Here is a 19,440-nt window from a genome sequence, read left to right on the forward strand (position 1 = left end):
GGATCCTATGATCTTGTGGGCGCCCCCCCGCATCTGGAGGTGGCGCGGATTCTACGCCCTGAGCGGCTCAGGGCCCTGTTCATTGCCGGCTCATTCGCCGCGTTCCAGTCGGGCGATCTCCTCGGCACGCGCGGCCAGGATCAGCGCGGCGGCGCGCTCCTGGTCCAGCCCTTCGATGCCGAAGTCCACGACCTCGTCGGCGGCCAGGTCGGACAGATCCTCGCTGGTGCGCACGCCGTGGCCGGCCAGCGCATACGCGGTGGCTTCGTCCATGCCCTTCAGGGACAGCAGGTCCTGCGCCGGCTGGCCGTCTTCAAGGCCTTCCTCGACTGCCAGGGCCTCATTGAGCAGCGCATCGCGGGCACGAGCGCGCAGCTCTTCGACGATATCCTCGTCGAAACCTTCCACGGCCAGCAGTTCGCCGACCGGGACATAAGCGATTTCCTCGACGGTGCCGAAGCCTTCGCTGACCAGGATGCCGGCGATCTCCTCGTCCACTTCCAGCTTGTCCATGAACAGCTGGCGGGCCGAAGCCTGCTCGGCCTCCGACTTGGCGGTGACCTGGTCCTGGGTCATCACGTTGAGCTGCCAGCCGGTCAGGCGGCTGGCCAGGCGCACGTTCTGGCCACCCTTGCCGATCGCCTGGGCCAGGCGGTCCTCGGCAACGGCCAGATCCATCGAGTGCTTGTCCTCATCGACGATGATCGACTGCACCTCGGCCGGCGCCATCGCATTGATGACGAAGTTGGCCGGGTTGTCGTTCCACAGCACGATATCCACGCGCTCGCCATTGAGCTCGTTGGACACCGCCTGCACGCGCGAACCGCGCATGCCGATGCAGGCACCGATCGGATCGGTGCGCTGGTCGTGGGCCAGCACGGCGATCTTGGCGCGGTCGCCCGGATCGCGGGCACAGGCCTTGATTTCCACCAGGCCCTGACCGACTTCCGGCACTTCCAGCTTGAACAGCTCGATCATGAACTCCGGCGCGGCGCGGCTGATGAACAGCTGCGGGCCACGCGGCTCCGAGCGCACTTCGGCCAGGTAGCCGCGGACGCGGTCACCGGCGCGCAGCACGTCGCGCGGAATGCCCTTGTCCTTCGGGATGAAGCCTTCGGCGTTGCCGCCGAGGTCGACGTAGATGTTGCCACGCTCGGCACGCTTGACCACACCGGTGATCAGCTCGCCGACGCGGTCCTTCCATGCGTCCACGACCTGCTGGCGCTCGGCTTCGCGAACGCGCTGCACGATCACCTGCTTGGCGGCCTGGGCGGCGATGCGGCCGAAGTCCGGGTTCTCGATCTGCTCTTCGATGTAATCGCCGACGTCCACGCCCTCGGCTTCATCGATGGCGTCCATCAGGCGGATCTGGCGGTCGGGCGACTCCATGACCACGTCATCGGCCACCACTTCCCAGCGACGGAAGGTTTCGTAGCTGCCATCCTTGTGGTCGATGACCACGCGGGTCAGCACTTCCTCGTCGGGATAGCGCTTCTTCGCTGCCGAGGCCAGGGCGGCCTCGATGGCATCGAAGATCACTTCACGCGGCACGCCCTTCTCGTTGGCGACCGCGTCGACTACCAGCAACAGTTCCTTGCTCATTGGCTCACTCCGCGCGCGGCTTCTTTGCCGCCGGCTCGTTGGAAGAAGAATTCTTGTTCGGCTTCGGACGCTTCGGTGCCGGACCGGTCGGCTTGCTCGGGGCCAGCCCCAGCGCCACCCAGTCGGGCAGGATCCGTGCCTTGTCGATGTTGTCCGCCGACACGACCACTTCGGCCTTGTCGACGATGAAGGTGATGGTGCCCGCAGCCTCGTCGGTCGCTTCGATACGGCCCTGCAGGCGACGTCGGTTGTCCTGCGGCAGCTTCAGGGTGACCTTGGCCGACTCCCCCAGGTGGCGAGTGAACTGCTCCAGGTTGAACAGCGGACGATCGACGCCCGGCGAGGACACTTCCAGCGTGTAGTTGCCGCTGATCGGGTCTTCGACGTCCAGCTGCGCCGACACTTCGCGGCTGACCCGCTCGCAGTCGTCGACATTGATGATGCGCTCGGGCTGTTCAGCCAGCGGCACGTCGATGTAAAGGCGCAGGGTCGCACCGCCGGGGGCCGGCAGATACTCAACGCCCAGCAGCTCCAGGCCCAGCGACACAACGGTCGGGGCGAGCAGATTCGCGATGTCGGTTGCCTTGTCGCTCACAGCCTGCCTTGATCTCTTGGTTGGGTGCCGGCCATGGCCGGCGTGAACATGACGCCCCGGAAACGACAAAGGGCCCGCAGGGCCCCTTTTTCCGGAAAGACTCCGGTGACTGGATTCCGGTTGCAGCACGCCGCGAAGGCATGTTGCGAGCCCTCCTTCCGGGTGAGGTCTCCCCAGGGGAGCGCCGCCTTCAGGGGTACTGCTTAGGCCGATGATGATAGCGGCTGCACCGCGCTGGTGCAAGGCAGGGACCCGGGTCAGATCCCTTTTCCACGGAAAAAGGGATCTGACCCCGAACACGTGGAAAGCACACATACCTCAAAGAAAAACGCCTTCGAAGCAGGACTTCGAAGGCGATCTCTTTACTTGGTAGCGGGGGCAGGATTTGAACCTGCGACCTTCGGGTTATGAGCCCGACGAGCTGCCAGACTGCTCCACCCCGCATCAGAAGCGGAATCATGAGGCATAACTGCAATAAATGCAAGCTTTCCCTCATTCATCAAGCCGGATGGCGCCGGTCTGATGTTGGTAGCGGGGGCAGGATTTGAACCTGCGACCTTCGGGTTATGAGCCCGACGAGCTGCCAGACTGCTCCACCCCGCACCGGAAGTGTTTGAGCTGCTGCCCCACCCTAGCGAGGGGGCTGTCGCAACGATGTTCTGGCTGAACCGCTGCAGTGACAACTCAGGCTGCGCATATTACACGAATCGCGCAGCTTTGTGTCAACTTTTATGCAAGATGCGCAAAAGCCTGCTGGCACCAGACCATGATCGGGTTCCAGGCCAGGCCCAGCGCCAGCAGCGCCAGCGCGTTCACGCCCAGCACCAGGCCCAGCACGCGATCGTTGCTGCGCGGAATGGCCTCGCCCACCGGCTCATCGAAGTACATGACCTTGATGACCCGCAGGTAGTAGAAGCAGCCGACCACTGCGCACAGCACGCCGAGGATCGCCAGCCACAGCAGGCCGCCGTTGACGGCCGCACCCAGCACCGCCAGCTTGGTCCAGAAGCCGAGGAACGGCGGAATGCCCGCCAGCGACGCCATGATGCACAGCACCAGGCCGGCCATCCACGGGTTGCGCGCGTTGAGGCCCTTGAAGTCCTCGATGTTCTCGGCCTCGAAGCCGGCACGCGACAGCGCGATGATCGCGCCGAAGGCAGCGGTGGACATGATGGCGTAGGCCAGCGCATAGAACAGCGCGGCGGCGTAGCCCTGCGAGCCACCACCGGCGATGCCCATCAGCAGGAAGCCGATGTGCGAGACGGTGGAGAACGCCAGCATGCGCTTGAGATTGCTCTGCGCGATCGCCATCAGGTTGCCGATCACCAGCGATACGGCGGCCAGGCCGGCGATCAGCAGTTGCAGCTCGGTCGACAGCGGACCCACGCCCATTTCCAGCAGGCGGTAGGCCATGCCGAACGCAGCCAGCTTCGGTGCCGAGCTGATGAACAGCGCGATCGGCGCCGGCGCACCCTGGTAGACGTCCGGCAGCCACATGTGGAACGGTGCCGCACCCAGCTTGAAGGCCACGCCCGCGATCATGAACACCGCGCCGGTGATCAGCAGCACGCGCTCTTCGGAATGCGGGATGGCATCGCGGATCACGTCCAGGTGCAGGCTGCCGGTGGCGCCGTAGATCAGCGACATGCCATACAGCAGCAGGCCGGAGGCAAGCGAACCGAGCACGATGTACTTCATCGCCGCTTCCGAGGCCAGGCCGCTGTCGCGGTTGCTGGCCACCAGCGCATACGAGCACAGCGCCAGCAGTTCCAGGCCCAGGTAGACCATCAGCAGGCTGCCGGCCGAGACCAGGATCATCATGCCGGCCGTGCCGAACAGGATCAGCACCGGGATCTCGCCCTGGAACAGGTTGCGGTCGCGCAGGTAGCGCCAGCCGTACACAAGGGTCAGGCCGCTGAGCAGCACGATCCCGGTCTTCATCACGTCCGCGGCGGTATCGCGCACGAACATGCCATGGAAGACCTCTCCCTGCCCGCCCACGCCGGTCGCCAGCATGAACAGCACGACGGCCAGTGCAGCAACCGAGAACAGGTGGGTGACGATCTTGTTCCGCTCGCTGACGAACAGGTCGAGGATCATCAGGGCGAAGGCGCTGCCGATCAGCACCAGCTCGGGGGCGAGCGGAGGCAGGTCAGCAGCGGTCAATGGCAGCAGCGGCGAGGTGGTCATCATCAAATCCTGGAATTACAGCAGCTTGCTGGATGCGATCTGCATCGCCAGCTTCGCGATCGAGGGCTCCATCAGGTCGGTCAGCGGCTTGGGGTAGATGCCCAGGGCAAGCACGCCGATGGCGAACACGCCCAGCACCAGCCATTCGCGGCCGTTGATGTCCTTCAGTTCGGCGACATGGCTGTTGGCCACTTCGCCGAAGAAGATGCGCTTGTACAGCCACAGGGTGTAGGCCGCACCGATGATCAGGGTGGTGGCCGCGCCCAGGGCGATCCACGGGTTACGCTGGAAGGCGGACAGGATGACCATGAACTCGCCGACGAAACCGCTGGTGCCCGGCAGGCCCGCATTGGCCATGAAGAACAGCATGGCGAAGGTGGCGAACCAGGGCATCACATTGACCACGCCGCCGTAATCGGCGATGCGGCGGCTGTGCATGCGGTCGTACAGCACGCCGACGCAGGAGAACATCGCACCCGACACGAAGCCGTGCGAGATCATCTGCACCATCGCGCCCTGCAGGCCCAGGCGGGCCGCATCGACGTTGCCGGCTTCACGCACCAGCCACAGGGCAATGAAGGTACCCAGGGTGACGAAACCCATGTGCGCGATCGACGAGTACGCGATCAGCTTCTTCATGTCGTCCTGGACCAGGGCGACCAGGCCGACGTAGATCACCGCGATCAGCGACAGCGCGATCACCAGCCAGGCCCACTCCAGCGAAGCATCCGGCACGATCGGCAGGTTGAAGCGCAGGAAGCCGTAACCACCGATCTTCAGCGCGATGGCGGCCAGGATCACCGAACCGGCGGTCGGCGCTTCCACGTGCGCATCCGGCAGCCAGGTGTGCACCGGGAACATCGGCACCTTGACCGCGAAGGCGATCAGGAAGGCGAAGAAGATCCAGGTCTGCTCCTTGGCCGTCAGCGGCAGCGCGTACAGATCGGCCAGCTGGAAGCTGCCGCCCTTCATGTACAGGTAGATCAGCGCCACCAGCATCAGCACGGAGCCGAGGAAGGTGTAGAGGAAGAACTTCAGTGCGGCGTAGATGCGACGCGGGCCACCCCAGACACCGATGATGAGGAACATCGGGATCAGCATCGCTTCGAAGAACACGTAGAACAGCATCGCGTCCGTCGCGGCGAAGATGCCGACGGTGACGCCTTCCAGGATCAGGAAGGCCGCCACGTACTGGTTGACGCGCTTGTCGATCGCGCTCCAGGCACCGATCAGGGCAAGCACGCTGACCAGGGTGGTCAGCAGGATCAGCGCCACGGCGATGCCGTCCACGCCCAGGTTGTAGCCGATCTTGTACGCCGGGATCCACGCATGGGTCTCGACGAACTGCAGGCCATCGATGCCCGGGTTGTAGCCGCCCAGCAGCGAGAGGCTCGCCACGAAGGTCAGCACCGCCACGCCCAGCGACGCCCAGCGGGCGGTCTGCGCATCACGGATCGCAAGGATCAGGGCACCACCGATGATCGGCAGCCAGATGAGGACACTGAGTAGAGGCCAGTTCGACACGTCTTCTTATTCCGTACAGGTCATCAACGCAGGTAATGCATCAGCACGCCCAGCAGGGCAATCAGGCCGATGATCATCGCGAAGGCGTAGTGATAGAGGAAACCGGATTGGGTACGACGCAGCACGCCGGCTGCGACGTCCACAACACGTGCCGAGAGATTGACCACGCCGTCGACGATGTTGCTGTCGATCCAGCGCGAGACCCTGCCGAGCTTGACGCTGCCACCGGCAAAGCCATCGATCCACAGCTTGTCGAAGCCGTACTTGTTTTCCAGCACCGACACCAGCGGGGCGAAGGCCTTGCGTGCCTTGCCCGACAGGTCCGGCTTCCACAGGTAGAACAACGCGGCCAGCAGGAAGCCCGCCAGGGTCAGCCAGAACGGCGGCAGCATCATGCCGTGCAGCGCGAACGCCACCGGGCCATGGAATTCCTCGCCGAGGAAGGCCACGGTGTTCTTGGCCGGATCGTAGAAATCAACGATGCCGGTGAAGAACGTGGTCGCCTGGCCCTTGATCGCCTCATGGGCGTGGTGGCCGGCCCAGTCGGTGCCGTGCAGCATCGGACCGATGCTGAAGAAGCCGATGGCGATCGACGGGATGGCCAGCAGGATCAGCGGCAGGGTCACCACCCACGGGGTCTCGTGCGGCTCGTGCGCGCCGTGGCCATGACCGTGGTCGTCATGGTGGGCGTCGGCATGATGCGCATCGGCGGCATGGTGATCGTCATGGCCGTGGCCATGATCGTCATGCGCGTCGCGGAAGCGCTCCTTGCCATGGAAGGTCATGAACAGCAGGCGGAAGCTGTAGAAGCTGGTCACCAGCACGCCGCCCAGCACCGCCCAGTAGCCATAGGTGGCCACCCAGCTGCCCTGGATATGGGCATGGATCTCGGCGGCCTCGATGATGGTGTCCTTCGAGTAGAAGCCGGAGAAGAACGGCGTACCGACCAGGGCCAGGGTGCCGATCCACATGGTGATGAAGGTGATCGGCATGTACCTGCGCAGGCCGCCCATCTTGCGCATGTCCTGCTCGTGGTGCATGGCGATGATGACCGAGCCGGCACCGAGGAACAGCAGCGCCTTGAAGAAGGCGTGGGTCATCAGGTGGAACACGGCGGCCGAGTAGGCCGAAACACCCAGTGCCACGGTCATGTAGCCCAGCTGCGACAGCGTCGAGTACGCGACCACGCGCTTGATGTCGTTCTGCACGATACCGATCAGGCCGGTGAAGAAGGCCGTGGTGGCACCGATGAACAGGATGAAGTCCAGCGCGGTCTGCGACAGCTCGAACAGCGGCGACATGCGGGTGACCATGAAGATACCGGCGGTCACCATGGTCGCGGCGTGGATCAGCGCCGAGATCGGCGTCGGGCCTTCCATCGAATCCGGCAGCCACACGTGCAGCGGGACCTGGGCCGACTTGCCCATGGCGCCGATGAACAGGCAGATGCAGATCAGCGTGGCGATCGACCAGATCACCGGCTCGTTCAGCAGCTGCATCCCGAACAGGGTGCCGTCCCAGATCTGCAGCTGGGCGCGCGGGTCGGCCAGCATGCTGGCCTGCGAGAACACCTCGGAGTAGTCCAGGGTGCCGAACACCCACAGCACGCCGGCGATACCCAGCAGGAAGCCGAAGTCACCGACGCGGTTGACCAGGAACGCCTTCATGTTGGCGAAGATCGCGGTCGGGCGCTTGAACCAGAAGCCGATCAGCAGGTACGACACCAGGCCCACCGCTTCCCAGCCGAAGAACAGCTGCAGGAAGTTGTTGCTCATCACCAGGGTGAGCATCGAGAAGGTGAACAGCGAGATGTAGCTGAAGAAGCGCTGGTAGCCCGGATCGTCCTGCATGTAGCCGATCGTGTAGATGTGGACCAGCAGCGACACGAAGGTCACCACCACCATCATCATCGCGGTCAGCTTGTCGACCATGAAACCGACGTGGGCCGAGTACTGGCCGACTTCAAAGAAGGTGTAGACGTTCTGGTTGAACGGCTGCGCCCCACCCCACAGCAGCTGGTAGAGCGTGTACATCGACAGGCCGCACGCAACCGCAACGCCGAGGATGGTGATGGTCTGCGCGCCGAAGCGCTTGACCTGGCGACCGAACAGGCCGGCGATGATGCTGCCGAACAGCGGTGCAAGCACCACTGCGATCAACAGACTCTTGGAGAGAGTGATTTCCATCTGTGGATCAGCCCTTCAGCGAATCGACTTCGCCGACATTGATCGTGCGGCGGGTACGGAACAGGGTCACCAGGATCGCCAGGCCGATGGCGGCCTCGGCAGCGGCGACGGTCAGGATGAAGAACACGAACAGCTGGCCGGATGGATCGCCCAGCTGGCGCGAGAATCCGACGAAGTTGATGTTCACCGACAGCAGCATCAACTCGATGGACATCAGCAGCACGATGATGTTCTTGCGGTTGAGGAAGATGCCGGCAAGGCTGATGCAGAACAGCACCGCGCCCAGCGCCAGGATATGGCCCAGAGTGATCATGCCTTGGTCTCCTCTTCGCCCGCCGCAGGCGTGCTGTTGCTGTGCACCACCGGCTGCTCGGCACTCATCTTGACCACGCGCAGGCGATCGTGCGCCTTGACCATGGTCTGCTGCGTCGGGTTCTGGGTCTTCAGGCCTTCGCGGCGACGCAGGGTCAGCATCACCGCGGCCACCACGGCCACGGTCAGGATGACGGCGGCAAACTCGAACGGCAGCAGGTACTCGGTGAACAGGCTGCGGGCCAGCCAGGTGACGTTGGACGTGTCAGCGGCCAGAGCGGCGGCATTGTCGGCCGGGAACGGGTTGACCGCCCTGCCCTTGACGCCGATCAGCATCAGCATCTGCACCAGCATCGCCACGGCCACGACCAGGCCGACCGGCAGGTAACGCACCCAGCCCTCACGCAGGTTCGACGGATCGATGTCGAGCATCATCACCACGAACAGGAACAGCACCATCACCGCGCCGACGTAGACCAGCACCAGCGCCACACCGAGGAACTCGGCGCCCACCAGCAGCCACACACAGGCAACGGAGAAGAAGGTCAGCACCAGGCACAGCACGGCGTGCACGGGGTTGCGCACGCTGATCACCGCCGCGGCGGAGATGCCGGCCACGATGGCGAAGACCCAGAAAGCGATATTTACCCAATCCATCTCTCGACCTCAGCGGTAAGCGGCATCGGCGGCGCGACGCTCGGCGATCTCGGACTCGAGACGGTCGCCCAGGGCCAGCAGCTGCGGCTTGGTAACGATGTTTTCGCCACGATTCTCGAAGTGGTACTCGAGGATGTGGGTTTCGACGATCGAGTCCACCGGGCAGCTTTCCTCACAGAAGCCGCAGAAGATGCACTTGAACAGGTCGATGTCGTAGCGGGTGGTACGGCGGGTGCCGTCCTCGCGCTTGGCCGAATCGATGGTGATGGCCAGTGCCGGGCAGACCGCCTCGCACAGCTTGCAGGCGATACAGCGCTCTTCACCGTTGGGATAGCGGCGCAGCGCATGCAGGCCACGGAAGCGCGGCGACTGCGGGAACTTCTCCATCGGGTACATCATCGTGTACTTCGGCCTGACGCTGTACTTCAGCGTCAGCCAAAGGCCGGCCAGCAGTTCGAGCAGCAGCAGGCTCTTGAAGTAATGGGTAATCCTGTTCATCACTTTAGACGCCCTTTTGAATCACGCCGAAGAACACCATGACGGCGGTGACCGCGATCCAGAAAATGGTCAGCGGAATGAAGACCTTCCAGCCCAGGCGCATGATCTGGTCGTAGCGGAAGCGCGGGAAGCTGGCACGGAACCAGATGTAGGCACTGGCGAAGAAGAACACCTTGACGAACAGCCATGGCGCGCCACCCTTCCAGATCCAGTCGACCAGCGGCGACACAGTGCCCGGATCGACCCAGCCCTGGATCGGGCTCAGCCAGCCACCGAGGAAGAAGATCGAGATCAGGAAGCTGATCAGGATCATGTTCGCGTACTCGGCCAGGAAGAACAGCGCGAACGCGCCGCCCGAGTACTCGACCATGTGGCCAGCGACGATTTCCGACTCGCCTTCCACCACGTCGAACGGCGCACGGTTGGTCTCGGCCACGCCGGACACCCAGTACACGACGAACAGCGGGAACAGCGGAAGCAGGAACCAGTCGAAGAAGCCGGAACTGCCGGCCTGGGCCATCACGATGTTGCTCAGGTTCAGGCTGCCCGAAGCGATCATGACGCCGACCAGGGCGAAGCCCATCGCGATTTCATAGCTGATCATCTGCGCCGAGGCACGCATCGCACCCAGGAACGCATACTTCGAGTTGGACGCCCAGCCGGCCAGGATGATGCCGTAGATGCCCAGCGAGGTCATCGCCAGCAGGTACAGCAGGCCGGCATTGGCGTTGGACAGCACGATCTGCGAATCGAACGGAATCACCGCCCAGGCCGCGAACGCCGGGGCCAGGGTGATCAGCGGTGCCAGCAGGTAGATCGCCTTGTTGGCGTTGCTCGGCTGGACCACTTCCTTGAACAGCAGCTTGAAGACGTCGGCGAAGGCCTGGAAGATGCCCATGCCCACGTACATCGGGCCATGGCGGACGTGCATCCAGCCGATCAGCTTGCGTTCCCAGACCACGTAGAAGGCCACCGAGACGATCACCGGTACGGTGATCACCAGGATCTTCAGGATGATCCAGAGCAGCGCGCCGATGTCACCGAGGCCGAGCAGCCACTGGTGCAGCGGATCGACCGCGTTCAACAGCAATTCGTTCATGCAGCCACCACCGTTACGCGAGCGGCACCCAGCGGCGCGGTCGCGCCGTGGCCCGATTCAATCCAGACCGAACCCGCAGCGACGCGGGCGTCGACCACCACCGGCAGGGTGGCGCGACCGGCATCGGTGCCGACCTTGGCCATCTGCCCTTCCTGCAGCTGCAGGCGTGCGGCATCTTCCGTGTTGAGGACGATGCGCGGGGCGTTGTTCAGCGGATGCGACTGCAGCGCCGGAGCGCGGCGGACCACGGCATCGGTGCGGTAGATCGCCGCCGTCGAGGCCACTTCCAGGCCTTCGCCTGCAACGGTCGGCTTGTCCGACGCAGCCACGGTGACCGATACCGGTGCCAGGCTGGCACGCAGGCCCGCCAGATCGATGAAGTCGAAACCGGCCACCGCCAGCTCACCGCCCAGCGCACGCAGGACGCGCCAGCCTTCACGGGCCTCGCCCGGCAGCTTGCCGCCGGCACGGGCCGACTGTTCGCGGCCATCGAGGTTGGTCAGGGTGGCGTCGATTTCCGGCAGCGCACCGATCGGCAGGATCACATCGGCGACGTCGCGGGTCGAGGCGCAGGCGAAGTGGCTGAACGCCACGACCTGGGCACCGGCCAGCGCCTTGCGCGCGGCAGGCGCATCGGCAAAGTCCAGGCCCGGCTCCAGGCCGTACACCACGTAGGCCTGGCGCGGCTGCGCCAGCATCGCGGCGACGTCCCTGCCGGCCGGCAGCACGCCCGCACGGGTCAGGCCGACGGCGTTGGCGCCCTGCGGAATGCGGCACAGGCGGGCACCGGTGGCGGTGGCGAAATCACGCGCGGCGGCGCGGATCGCGGCAGCCTGCGGGTGGTTCTCGGCGATGGCACCGACGATCAGCACGGTGTTGCTGCCACCCTGCACCGCCGAACGCAGCTCGGCGTTGGCCAGGGCATCGACGAACTGCGACGGTGCGACGATCTGCTTGCCGGCGATGCTGAAGGCGAAGTCGAAGTCGACCGGGTTGACGACGTGGATCTTCGCGCCGTTCTGGGTCTGCGCCTTGCGCAGGCGGGCATGCAGCAGCGGCAGTTCATGGCGGATGTTGCTGCCCAGAACCACGATGCGGTCAGCGCCTTCGATCTCCGCCAGCGGCAGGCCGAACACTTCGGCGGTGGCGGCGTCGGAGAAATCGCGGTTGTTGATGCGGTGATCGATGTTGCCCGAACCCAGGCCCTTGGCCAGGCGCGCCAGCAGAGCGCCTTCCTCGTTGGAGGTCGACGGGTGCACCAGCACACCCAGGGTGTCGCCCTGGTTCGCCTTGAGGATGTCGGCGGCAGCGGCCAGGCCTTCGGCCCAGCTCACTTCCTTCCACTCGCCGTTGACCTTGCGCAGCGGCTTGACCGCACGGTCTTCGCTGTACAGGCCCTGGTGCGAATAGCGGTCGCGGTCGGACAGCCAGCATTCGTTGACCGCTTCGTTGTCGCGCGGCACCGAACGCAGCACTTCACCGCGGCGCACATGCAGAAACAGGTTCGAACCCATCGCGTCGTGGTAACCCAGCGACTCGCGCGCGGTCAGCTCCCACGGACGGGCACGGAACTGGAACACCTTGTTGGTCAGCGCGCCGACCGGGCAGACGTCGACGACGTTGCCGGACAGCTCGGTCGTCAGCGGCTTGCCGTCGTAGGTACCGATCTGCAGGTTCTCGCCGCGGTACATGCCACCCAGTTCATAGGTGCCCGCCACTTCGGCGGTGAAACGGACGCAGCGGGTGCACTGGATGCAGCGGGTCATCTCGGTGGCGACCAGCGGACCCATGTCCTCGTCCGGGACCACGCGCTTGCGCTCGTTGAAGCGGCTGACCGAACGGCCATAGCCCAGCGACACGTCCTGCAGCTCGCATTCGCCGCCCTGATCGCAGATCGGGCAGTCCAGCGGGTGGTTGATGAGCAGGAACTCCATCACCGAGCGCTGGAACTTCAGCGCCTTCTCGCTGCGGGTGGCGACCTTCATGCCGTCCATCACCGGCGTGGCGCAGGCCGGCGCCGGCTTCGGCGACTTCTCCACGTCCACCAGGCACATGCGGCAGTTGGCGGCGATCGGCAGCTTCTCGTGGTAGCAGAAGCGCGGAATCGGAATGCCGGCCTTGTCGGCGGCCTGGATGATCATCGAACCCTTGGGCACGACCAGGGACTTGCCATCGATCTCGATGGTCACATGGTCCGGTGGCACGTTCGGGTTTACGGGTTGCGCGCTCATGCGGCGGCTGCCTCCACCTTCTTGCCGTCAACCATCGAATGACCGTTGACGATGTAGTACTCGAATTCGTCCCAGAACTGGCGCAGGAAACCCTGGATGGGCCATGCCGCCGCTTCGCCGAACGCACAGATGGTGTGGCCTTCGATCTGGCCGGCCACCGCCTTCAGCTGGTGCAGGTCTTCCATCGTGGCCTTGCCGGCGACGATGCGCTCGAGCACGCGGTGCATCCAGCCGGTGCCTTCACGGCACGGCGTGCACTGGCCGCAGGATTCCTTGTGGAAGAACTGGCTGATGCGGCAGGCGAACTTGACGCAGCACACGCTGTCATCCAGCACCACGACCGCCCCGGAACCCAGGCCGGAGCCCAGCGCCCGGATGGTGTCGTAGTCCATCGGCAGGCCCTTCAGCTCCGCCGCGGTGAGCACCGGCATGGAGACGCCGCCCGGAATCGCGCCCTTCAGGGTACGGCCCGGGCGCAGGCCACCGGCCATTTCCAGCAGCTCGTCGAAGGTGGTGCCGAGCGGCACTTCAAAGTTGCCGCCGTTCTGCACGCAGCCGGAGACCGAGAAGCACTTCGGGCCGCCATTGGCGGTCCGGCTCAGGCCCTTGAACCACTCCGGACCGTTGCGGATGATCGCCGGCACCGAGCCGTAGGTCTCGGTGTTGTTGATCGTCGACGGCTTGCCGTACAGGCCGAAGTTGGCCGGGAACGGCGGCTTGTAGCGCGGCTGTCCCTTCTTGCCTTCCAGCGATTCCATCAGCGCGGTTTCTTCGCCGCAGATGTAGGCACCGGCACCGAGAGCACCGTAGATGTCGATGTCCACGCCTGAGCCCAGCACGTTCTTGCCCAGCCAGCCGTTCGCGTAGGCGTCGGCCAGGGCCTGTTCGAAGTGCTCGAAGGGCTCGTGGTGGAACTCGCCGCGCAGGTAGTTGTAGCCCACGGTCGAACCGGTGGCGTAGCAGGCGATCGCCATGCCTTCCACCACCGAATGCGGGTTGTAACGCAGGATGTCGCGATCCTTGCAGGTGCCCGGCTCGGATTCATCCGAATTGCAGAGGATGTACTTCTGCATGTTGCCCTTGGGCATGAAGGACCACTTCAGGCCGGTCGGGAAGCCTGCGCCACCGCGGCCGCGCAGGCCGGAGGCCTTGACCATCTCGATGACCTGCTCCGGCGGGATCTTCTCTTCGAGGATCTTGCGCAGGGCAGCGTAGCCACCGGTCTTGAGGTAGCTTTCGTACGACCACGGAGTGTCGTAATGCAGGGTGGTGTAGACCACCTGGTGCGGCAGCGGAGCGGGACCAACCGGGCCCTTGGATTCGTGGTGATGTGCCATGCCCTTACTCCAGCCCGTCCAGCAGCTCGTCGACCTTTTCCAGGGTCAGACGCTCATGGTAGTGACCGTTGATGACCATCATCGGCGCACCGCCGCAGCCGGCCAGGCACTCTTCCTCGCGCTTGAGGTAGACGCGGCCGTCCGGGGTCGATTCGCCGTGCTTGATGCCCAGCTTCTTCTCGCAGTGGCGCACGATGTCCTCGGCGCCATTGAGCCAGCAGCTGATGTTGGTGCAGATGGCCACGTTGTTGCGGCCCACCTTCTCGGTCTCGAACATCGAGTAGAAGCTGGCGACCTCGTAGGCCCACACCGGCGGCAGGTCCAGGTACTTGGCCACGCCGGCGATCAGCTCGTCGGTCAGCCAGCCCTCATTCTGCTCCTGGGCCGCATGCAGGCCCTGCAGCACGGCAGAGCGCTTGCGGTCCGGCGGGAACTTGGACAGCCAGTGATCGATGTGAGCGCGGGTCTTGTCGCTCAGCACCACCATCGGGTCGACGTCGCGCGCCGCCTCGAAATTACCTGTCGCCTTCATCGGCCGACCTCAGCGAAATGCATAACGTGAAATTCCAGGAACTGCGGCGCCGGCTTGCGCCGGCTGCCTGCAGCAGGCGTTGGCGTGGCAGACGGCATTACCGGTCAACCTCGCCGAACACCAGATCGTAGGTACCGATCATCGCCACCACGTCGGCCAGCATGTGGCCGCGCACGACCGAGTCGATCGAGGACAGGTGGGCGAAGCCCGGCGCACGCAGGTGCACGCGGAAGGGCTTGTTGGCGCCGTCGGAAACCAGGTAGCAGCCGAACTCACCCTTCGGGGCCTCCACCGCCGAGTAGGTCTCGCCGGCCGGCACGCAGTAGCCTTCGCTGAACAGCTTGAAGTGGTGGATCAGCGCTTCCATGTCGTCCTTCATGTCCTCGCGGCTGGGCGGAGCGACCTTGAAGTTCTTGACCATGACCGGGCCGGGGTTGGCCTTCAGCCATGCCACGCACTGCTTGATGATGCGGTTGGACTCACGCATCTCGGCGACGCGGACCAGATAACGGTCGTAGCAGTCGCCTTCCTTGCCCAGCGGAATGTCGAAATCAACGGCATCGTACTTGGCATACGGACGCTTCTTGCGCAGATCCCAGGCGATGCCCGAGCCGCGCAGCATGACGCCGGTCATGCCCCACTGGTGCGCCAGTTCCGGGGTGACCACGCCGATGCCGACGGTGCGCTGCTTCCAGATGCGGTTGTCGGTCAGCAGGGTTTCGTACTCGTCGACGCGACCCGGGAACTCATTGGTGAAGTTCTCCAGGAAATCCAGCAGCGAGCCCTCGCGCGAAGCATTGAGCTGCTTCAGCGCCTTGCCCTTGTGCCAACGGGATTCCTTGTACTTCGGCATGTGGTCCGGCAGGTCGCGGTAGACACCGCCCGGACGGTAGTACGCCGCGTGCATGCGCGCGCCGGAAACCGCTTCGTAGCAGTCCATCAGCTCTTCGCGCTCGCGGAAGGCATACAGCATCACCGCCATCGCGCCCAGGTCGAGCGCGTTGGAACCCAGCCACATCAGGTGGTTGAGGATGCGGGTGATCTCGTCGTACATGGTACGGATGTACTGCGCACGCTCCGGCGCCTCGATCCCCATCAGGGTCTCGATCGCGCGCACGTAGGCGTGCTCGTTGCACATCATCGACACGTAATCCAGGCGATCCATGTAACCGATCGACTGGTTGAACGGCTTGGACTCGGCCAGCTTCTCGGTACCACGATGCAGCAGGCCGACGTGCGGGTCGGCGCGCATGATGGTCTCGCCGTCCATCTCCAGGATCAGGCGCAGCACGCCATGCGCGGCCGGATGCTGCGGGCCGAAGTTCATGGTGTAGTTGCGGATTTCCTGCCGGCTTTCGGCGGCATTGCTGGCGAACGCTTCGCCGGCCTGGTGTACGTGGCTCACTTCACTGCCTCCTGCGCGCGCTCGCCGGCTGCGGTCTGCAGACGGGCGTCGTCGCGGATCACGCGCGGCACGCCGACACGCGGCTCAACCGAGGTGACCGGTTCGTAGATCACGCGCTTCTTTTCTTCGTCGTAGCGCACTTCGACATTGCCGATCAGCGGGAAGTCCTTGCGGAACGGATGGCCGACGAAACCGTAGTCGGTCAGGATCCGGCGCAGGTCCGGGTGGCCTTCGAAGATCACGCCATACAGATCGAACGCTTCGCGCTCGAACCAGTTCAGGCCCGGCCAGATGCCGGTCAGCGAGGACACCACCGGCAGTGCTTCGTCAGGTGCGAAGCAGCGCAGGTGCATCATCAGGTTGTGCTGGTACGAGCGCAGCTGCGCCACCACGGCAAAGCGCTGGGTCGGCATGTGCTGCGGGCGAGCGCCTTCGGCACTCTCCTCGCTGGGGAACTCGCCCCACGCGAAGCGGCCCTGCGCCTTGCCCTCGACGCCGCGGCTGAAGCCGTGCGAGGACACGTCGGCGGTGTCCCATTCGTCGGAGCCATAGCCCAGGTAGTCCACGCCGCAGAGGTCCACGGCCTGCTCGAAACCAAACTCGTCACGCAGCGCCAGGGCGGTGGCGTGCCACTCGGCGGCAGGCACTTCCAGCGTCACTTCGCCGCGGGGTTCGACCACGATGACCTTCGCACCAGCGAAACGTGCGGAGAGTCGGTCGATGAAGGATGCTTGCTCTGCCATGGGGGCTTGGCGCGCTCTTGTCAGGTGAAGGGGTCAGCGGGCGATGGTCTGTGTACGCCAGATCTTCTTCTGCAGCTGCAGGATCCCGTACACCAGCGCCTCGGCGGTCGGCGGGCAGCCCGGGACGTAGACGTCCACCGGCACCACGCGATCACAGCCGCGCACGACAGAATAGGAATAGTGGTAATAACCACCGCCGTTGGCACAGCTGCCCATGGAGATCACCCACTTGGGGTCGGGCATCTGGTCGTAGACCTTGCGCAGTGCCGGGGCCATCTTGTTGACCAGCGTACCGGCGACGATCATCACGTCGGACTGGCGCGGCGACGGGCGGAACACCACGCCGTAACGGTCCAGGTCCAGGCGCGCGGCGCCGGCGTGCATCATCTCCACGGCACAGCAGGCCAGGCCGAAGGTCATCGGCCACATCGAGCCGGTACGCGCCCAGTTCAGCAGGGCGTCGACGCTGGTGGTGACGAAGCCTTTTTCCAGCAGGGGATTGTCGCCTTCCGGCCGCAGGATGTCATCAACCCGCCCTTCCGGGGTCGGATTGTTCATGAGGCCATCGAGCGTCTGAATCACTCCCATTCCAGCGCTCCCTTCTTCCAGACGTAAATGAAACCGAGGAACAGCATGCCGACGAACAGGCCCATGGTGACCAGCGAACGGGCACCCAGCTCCATGAAGACCTGGGTCCACGGCACGATGAAGATGATTTCCAGGTCGAAGACGATGAACTGGATCGCGATCAGGTAATAGCGCACATCGAACTTCATGCGCGCGTCTTCGAACGCCTCGAAGCCGCACTCGTACGGCGAGAGCTTTTCCAGATCAGGGCGGCGGGGACCGAGAAGTCGGCCGACCAGCATCAGCACGACGCCGATACCGGTGGCAACGATCAGAAACAGCAGAGACGGCAAATATTCGGCCAGCACAGCGATTCTCTCTTGCCTCTGCCGCTGCGCCTGCAGGCGCTTTGGCATGGGGGAGTGGACGGGAATCGCCCTGGCGCATTGCGCGCCAGGTGAACCCGCTTTACTTACAAATGGTGCCCAAGAGGGGACTCGAACCCCTACGACTTGCGTCGCTACCACCTCAAGGTAGTGCGTCTACCAATTCCGCCACCTGGGCAAACGATCACATCAGACTATCTTCCCGATGCGCCGCGTATTGTAACCGGCTTCAGTCTTTCTGGGAGCCTTCCGACGGCTTTTCTTCACCAGAAACCGAAGATTCCGCCTGAGCCGGCACAGTCGCCGCCGGAACCGGGGCTGCCGGGACCTCATCGGCCTTCGGAACGGCCGGCAGTTCGCCTGCAGGGGCGGCCGGAGCGCTGGCCGCCGGGGCGGACATCAGACCCAGGTCCTGCTCGGCGGCAGGACGGCTGCCGTGGCCGGCATACCAGGCCATGAAGAGACTGATGCCGAAGAACACCACGGCCAGCCACTTGGTCGACTTGGACAGGAAGTTCGAGGCGCCACGCGCACCGAACACCGTTCCCGAGGCACCGGCACCAAAGCCCGAACCAGCCGCTGCGCCCGAGCCACGCTGCATCAGGATCAGCGCGATCATGGCTACGGCAACCAGCACGTAGACGACATTGAGGATCAACATCAGCATTGGAAATCCGCCCTCGGACAATACTTCTAGGATTTAGTTCGCGGCCGCCGCCTTCGCGATGGCCAGGAAGTCCGCGGCCACCAGGGAGGCGCCACCGACCAGCCCACCATCGACATCCGGCTGCGCGAACAGTTCCCCGGCATTGTCGGGCTTCACGCTGCCGCCGTAAAGAATGGGCAGTGAATCAGCAATTCTAGCATCGATGCGCGCGACTTCGCCACGGATGAACGCGTGCACCTGCTGCGCCTGCTCCTTGCTCGCGGTGCGGCCGGTGCCGATCGCCCAGACCGGCTCGTAGGCGACCACGGCGCTGGCGAAGCCGTCGGCACCGACGAGTTCCAGCACCGGCGCCAGCTGGCTGGCGATGACCGCTTCGGTCTGTCCGGCCTCGCGCTGCTCCAGGGTCTCACCCACGCACAGTACCGGCACCAGGCCGGCATGCAGGGCAGCGGCGAACTTGCGGGCAACCAGTTCGCTGCTCTCGTGGTGGTACTGGCGACGCTCGGAATGTCCAACCAGGCCATAACGGGCACCGACCTCGTGCAGCATGGCCGCGCACACTTCGCCGGTGTAGGCCCCCTTCTCGTTGCTGCTCACGTCCTGGGCACCGAAGGTCATGCCTGTCGCGCCGAACTCCTCGACCAGCTCGCCCAGGTACGGCAGCGGCGGCAGGATGACGACATCGACCCCGTCCAGCGGCAGTCCCGCAGCCACCTGCCCCAGCAGTTCATTGGCGAATTGACGGCTGCCGTGCAGCTTCCAGTTTCCGGCGACGATCTTGCGGCGCATGAGCGGGTGGCTCCTGTGTGAAGTCAGCCGGTCATGATACCCGTTACGGCAAAAATCCGTTCCCGTGTAAGCGGTTACATGGATTTCCAGCCAACGGCGCGGCCCCTCGTGGCGGGGGTG

General features: G+C 64.6%; 18 protein-coding genes and 3 tRNA genes. All 21 read right to left on the reverse strand.

What is annotated here, in order from left to right:
• Window positions 1-90 precede the first annotated feature (90 nt).
• The 21 genes from nusA to tpiA all read right to left on the reverse strand — a co-directional run bounded on the left by nusA (window position 91) and on the right by tpiA (window position 19,320).
• Window positions 91-1,602, reverse strand: a complete 1,512-nt coding sequence (gene nusA / locus N7367_RS09475; protein ID WP_053518673.1) for a transcription termination factor NusA — start codon at window positions 1,600-1,602, stop codon at window positions 91-93.
• 4 nt (window positions 1,603-1,606) lie between these two features.
• Window positions 1,607-2,197: a ribosome maturation factor RimP gene (rimP, locus tag N7367_RS09480; RefSeq protein ID WP_053518672.1), complete on the reverse strand. Its 591-nt coding sequence runs from the start codon at window positions 2,195-2,197 to the stop codon at window positions 1,607-1,609.
• A gap of 367 nt (window positions 2,198-2,564) precedes the next feature.
• Window positions 2,565-2,641 (reverse strand) — tRNA-Met (locus N7367_RS09485).
• A gap of 82 nt (window positions 2,642-2,723) precedes the next feature.
• A tRNA-Met gene (locus tag N7367_RS09490) sits at window positions 2,724-2,800 on the reverse strand.
• Between the two features lie 126 nt (window positions 2,801-2,926).
• Complete coding sequence (nuoN, locus tag N7367_RS09495; RefSeq protein WP_053519920.1) at window positions 2,927-4,387, reverse strand: NADH-quinone oxidoreductase subunit NuoN; 1,461 nt, start codon at window positions 4,385-4,387, stop codon at window positions 2,927-2,929.
• A gap of 15 nt (window positions 4,388-4,402) precedes the next feature.
• The gene (locus N7367_RS09500; RefSeq protein ID WP_053519919.1) at window positions 4,403-5,911 is read right to left on the reverse strand and encodes an NADH-quinone oxidoreductase subunit M; all 1,509 of its coding nucleotides are present in this window, start codon (window positions 5,909-5,911) and stop codon (window positions 4,403-4,405) included.
• A gap of 23 nt (window positions 5,912-5,934) precedes the next feature.
• Complete coding sequence (gene nuoL, locus N7367_RS09505; RefSeq protein ID WP_053519918.1) at window positions 5,935-8,097, reverse strand: NADH-quinone oxidoreductase subunit L; 2,163 nt, start codon at window positions 8,095-8,097, stop codon at window positions 5,935-5,937.
• 7 nt (window positions 8,098-8,104) lie between these two features.
• Complete coding sequence (gene nuoK / locus N7367_RS09510; RefSeq protein ID WP_053519917.1) at window positions 8,105-8,410, reverse strand: NADH-quinone oxidoreductase subunit NuoK; 306 nt, start codon at window positions 8,408-8,410, stop codon at window positions 8,105-8,107.
• Window positions 8,407-9,066 (reverse strand): NADH-quinone oxidoreductase subunit J, encoded by a 660-nt coding sequence (locus tag N7367_RS09515; RefSeq protein ID WP_053519916.1) that lies wholly within the window; start codon window positions 9,064-9,066, stop codon window positions 8,407-8,409. The genes nuoK and N7367_RS09515 overlap by 4 nt, the downstream gene beginning before the upstream one ends.
• A 9-nt stretch (window positions 9,067-9,075) precedes the next feature.
• Window positions 9,076-9,564, reverse strand: a complete 489-nt coding sequence (gene nuoI / locus N7367_RS09520) for an NADH-quinone oxidoreductase subunit NuoI (RefSeq protein ID WP_053519915.1) — start codon at window positions 9,562-9,564, stop codon at window positions 9,076-9,078.
• A 4-nt stretch (window positions 9,565-9,568) separates the two neighbouring features.
• Window positions 9,569-10,663, reverse strand: a complete 1,095-nt coding sequence (gene nuoH, locus N7367_RS09525; protein ID WP_279942250.1) for an NADH-quinone oxidoreductase subunit NuoH — start codon at window positions 10,661-10,663, stop codon at window positions 9,569-9,571.
• The gene (gene nuoG / locus N7367_RS09530; RefSeq protein WP_279942251.1) at window positions 10,660-12,894 is read right to left on the reverse strand and encodes an NADH-quinone oxidoreductase subunit NuoG; all 2,235 of its coding nucleotides are present in this window, start codon (window positions 12,892-12,894) and stop codon (window positions 10,660-10,662) included. The genes nuoH and nuoG overlap by 4 nt, the downstream gene beginning before the upstream one ends.
• A complete protein-coding gene (gene nuoF, locus N7367_RS09535) occupies window positions 12,891-14,231 on the reverse strand; it encodes an NADH-quinone oxidoreductase subunit NuoF (RefSeq protein ID WP_065175540.1) in 1,341 nt (446 codons plus the stop codon). The genes nuoG and nuoF overlap by 4 nt, the downstream gene beginning before the upstream one ends.
• Before the next feature lie 4 nt (window positions 14,232-14,235).
• Entirely contained in the window at window positions 14,236-14,763 is a 528-nt protein-coding gene (nuoE, locus tag N7367_RS09540; RefSeq protein WP_006381132.1) for an NADH-quinone oxidoreductase subunit NuoE, read from the reverse strand.
• 97 nt (window positions 14,764-14,860) lie between these two features.
• Window positions 14,861-16,168, reverse strand: coding sequence for an NADH-quinone oxidoreductase subunit D (locus N7367_RS09545; protein ID WP_053519911.1), 1,308 nt, complete (start codon window positions 16,166-16,168; stop codon window positions 14,861-14,863).
• Complete coding sequence (locus N7367_RS09550) at window positions 16,165-16,911, reverse strand: NADH-quinone oxidoreductase subunit C (protein WP_065181852.1); 747 nt, start codon at window positions 16,909-16,911, stop codon at window positions 16,165-16,167. The genes N7367_RS09545 and N7367_RS09550 overlap by 4 nt, the downstream gene beginning before the upstream one ends.
• A 33-nt stretch (window positions 16,912-16,944) precedes the next feature.
• Window positions 16,945-17,499, reverse strand: a complete 555-nt coding sequence (locus N7367_RS09555; protein ID WP_005410463.1) for an NADH-quinone oxidoreductase subunit B — start codon at window positions 17,497-17,499, stop codon at window positions 16,945-16,947.
• Window positions 17,490-17,846: an NADH-quinone oxidoreductase subunit A gene (locus N7367_RS09560; protein ID WP_053519909.1), complete on the reverse strand. Its 357-nt coding sequence runs from the start codon at window positions 17,844-17,846 to the stop codon at window positions 17,490-17,492. The genes N7367_RS09555 and N7367_RS09560 overlap by 10 nt, the downstream gene beginning before the upstream one ends.
• A 111-nt stretch (window positions 17,847-17,957) precedes the next feature.
• Window positions 17,958-18,042 (reverse strand) — tRNA-Leu (locus N7367_RS09565).
• A 51-nt stretch (window positions 18,043-18,093) separates the two neighbouring features.
• Complete coding sequence (gene secG / locus N7367_RS09570; RefSeq protein WP_065175541.1) at window positions 18,094-18,531, reverse strand: preprotein translocase subunit SecG; 438 nt, start codon at window positions 18,529-18,531, stop codon at window positions 18,094-18,096.
• Between the two features lie 33 nt (window positions 18,532-18,564).
• On the reverse strand, window positions 18,565-19,320 hold the full coding sequence (gene tpiA, locus N7367_RS09575; protein WP_279942252.1) for a triose-phosphate isomerase: 756 nt from the start codon (window positions 19,318-19,320) through the stop codon (window positions 18,565-18,567).
• Between the last annotated feature and the right edge of the window lie 120 nt (window positions 19,321-19,440).

Origin of the sequence: Stenotrophomonas sp. GD04145, assembly GCF_029835135.1 — a bacterium.
Classification (GTDB): domain Bacteria; phylum Pseudomonadota; class Gammaproteobacteria; order Xanthomonadales; family Xanthomonadaceae; genus Stenotrophomonas; species Stenotrophomonas maltophilia_P.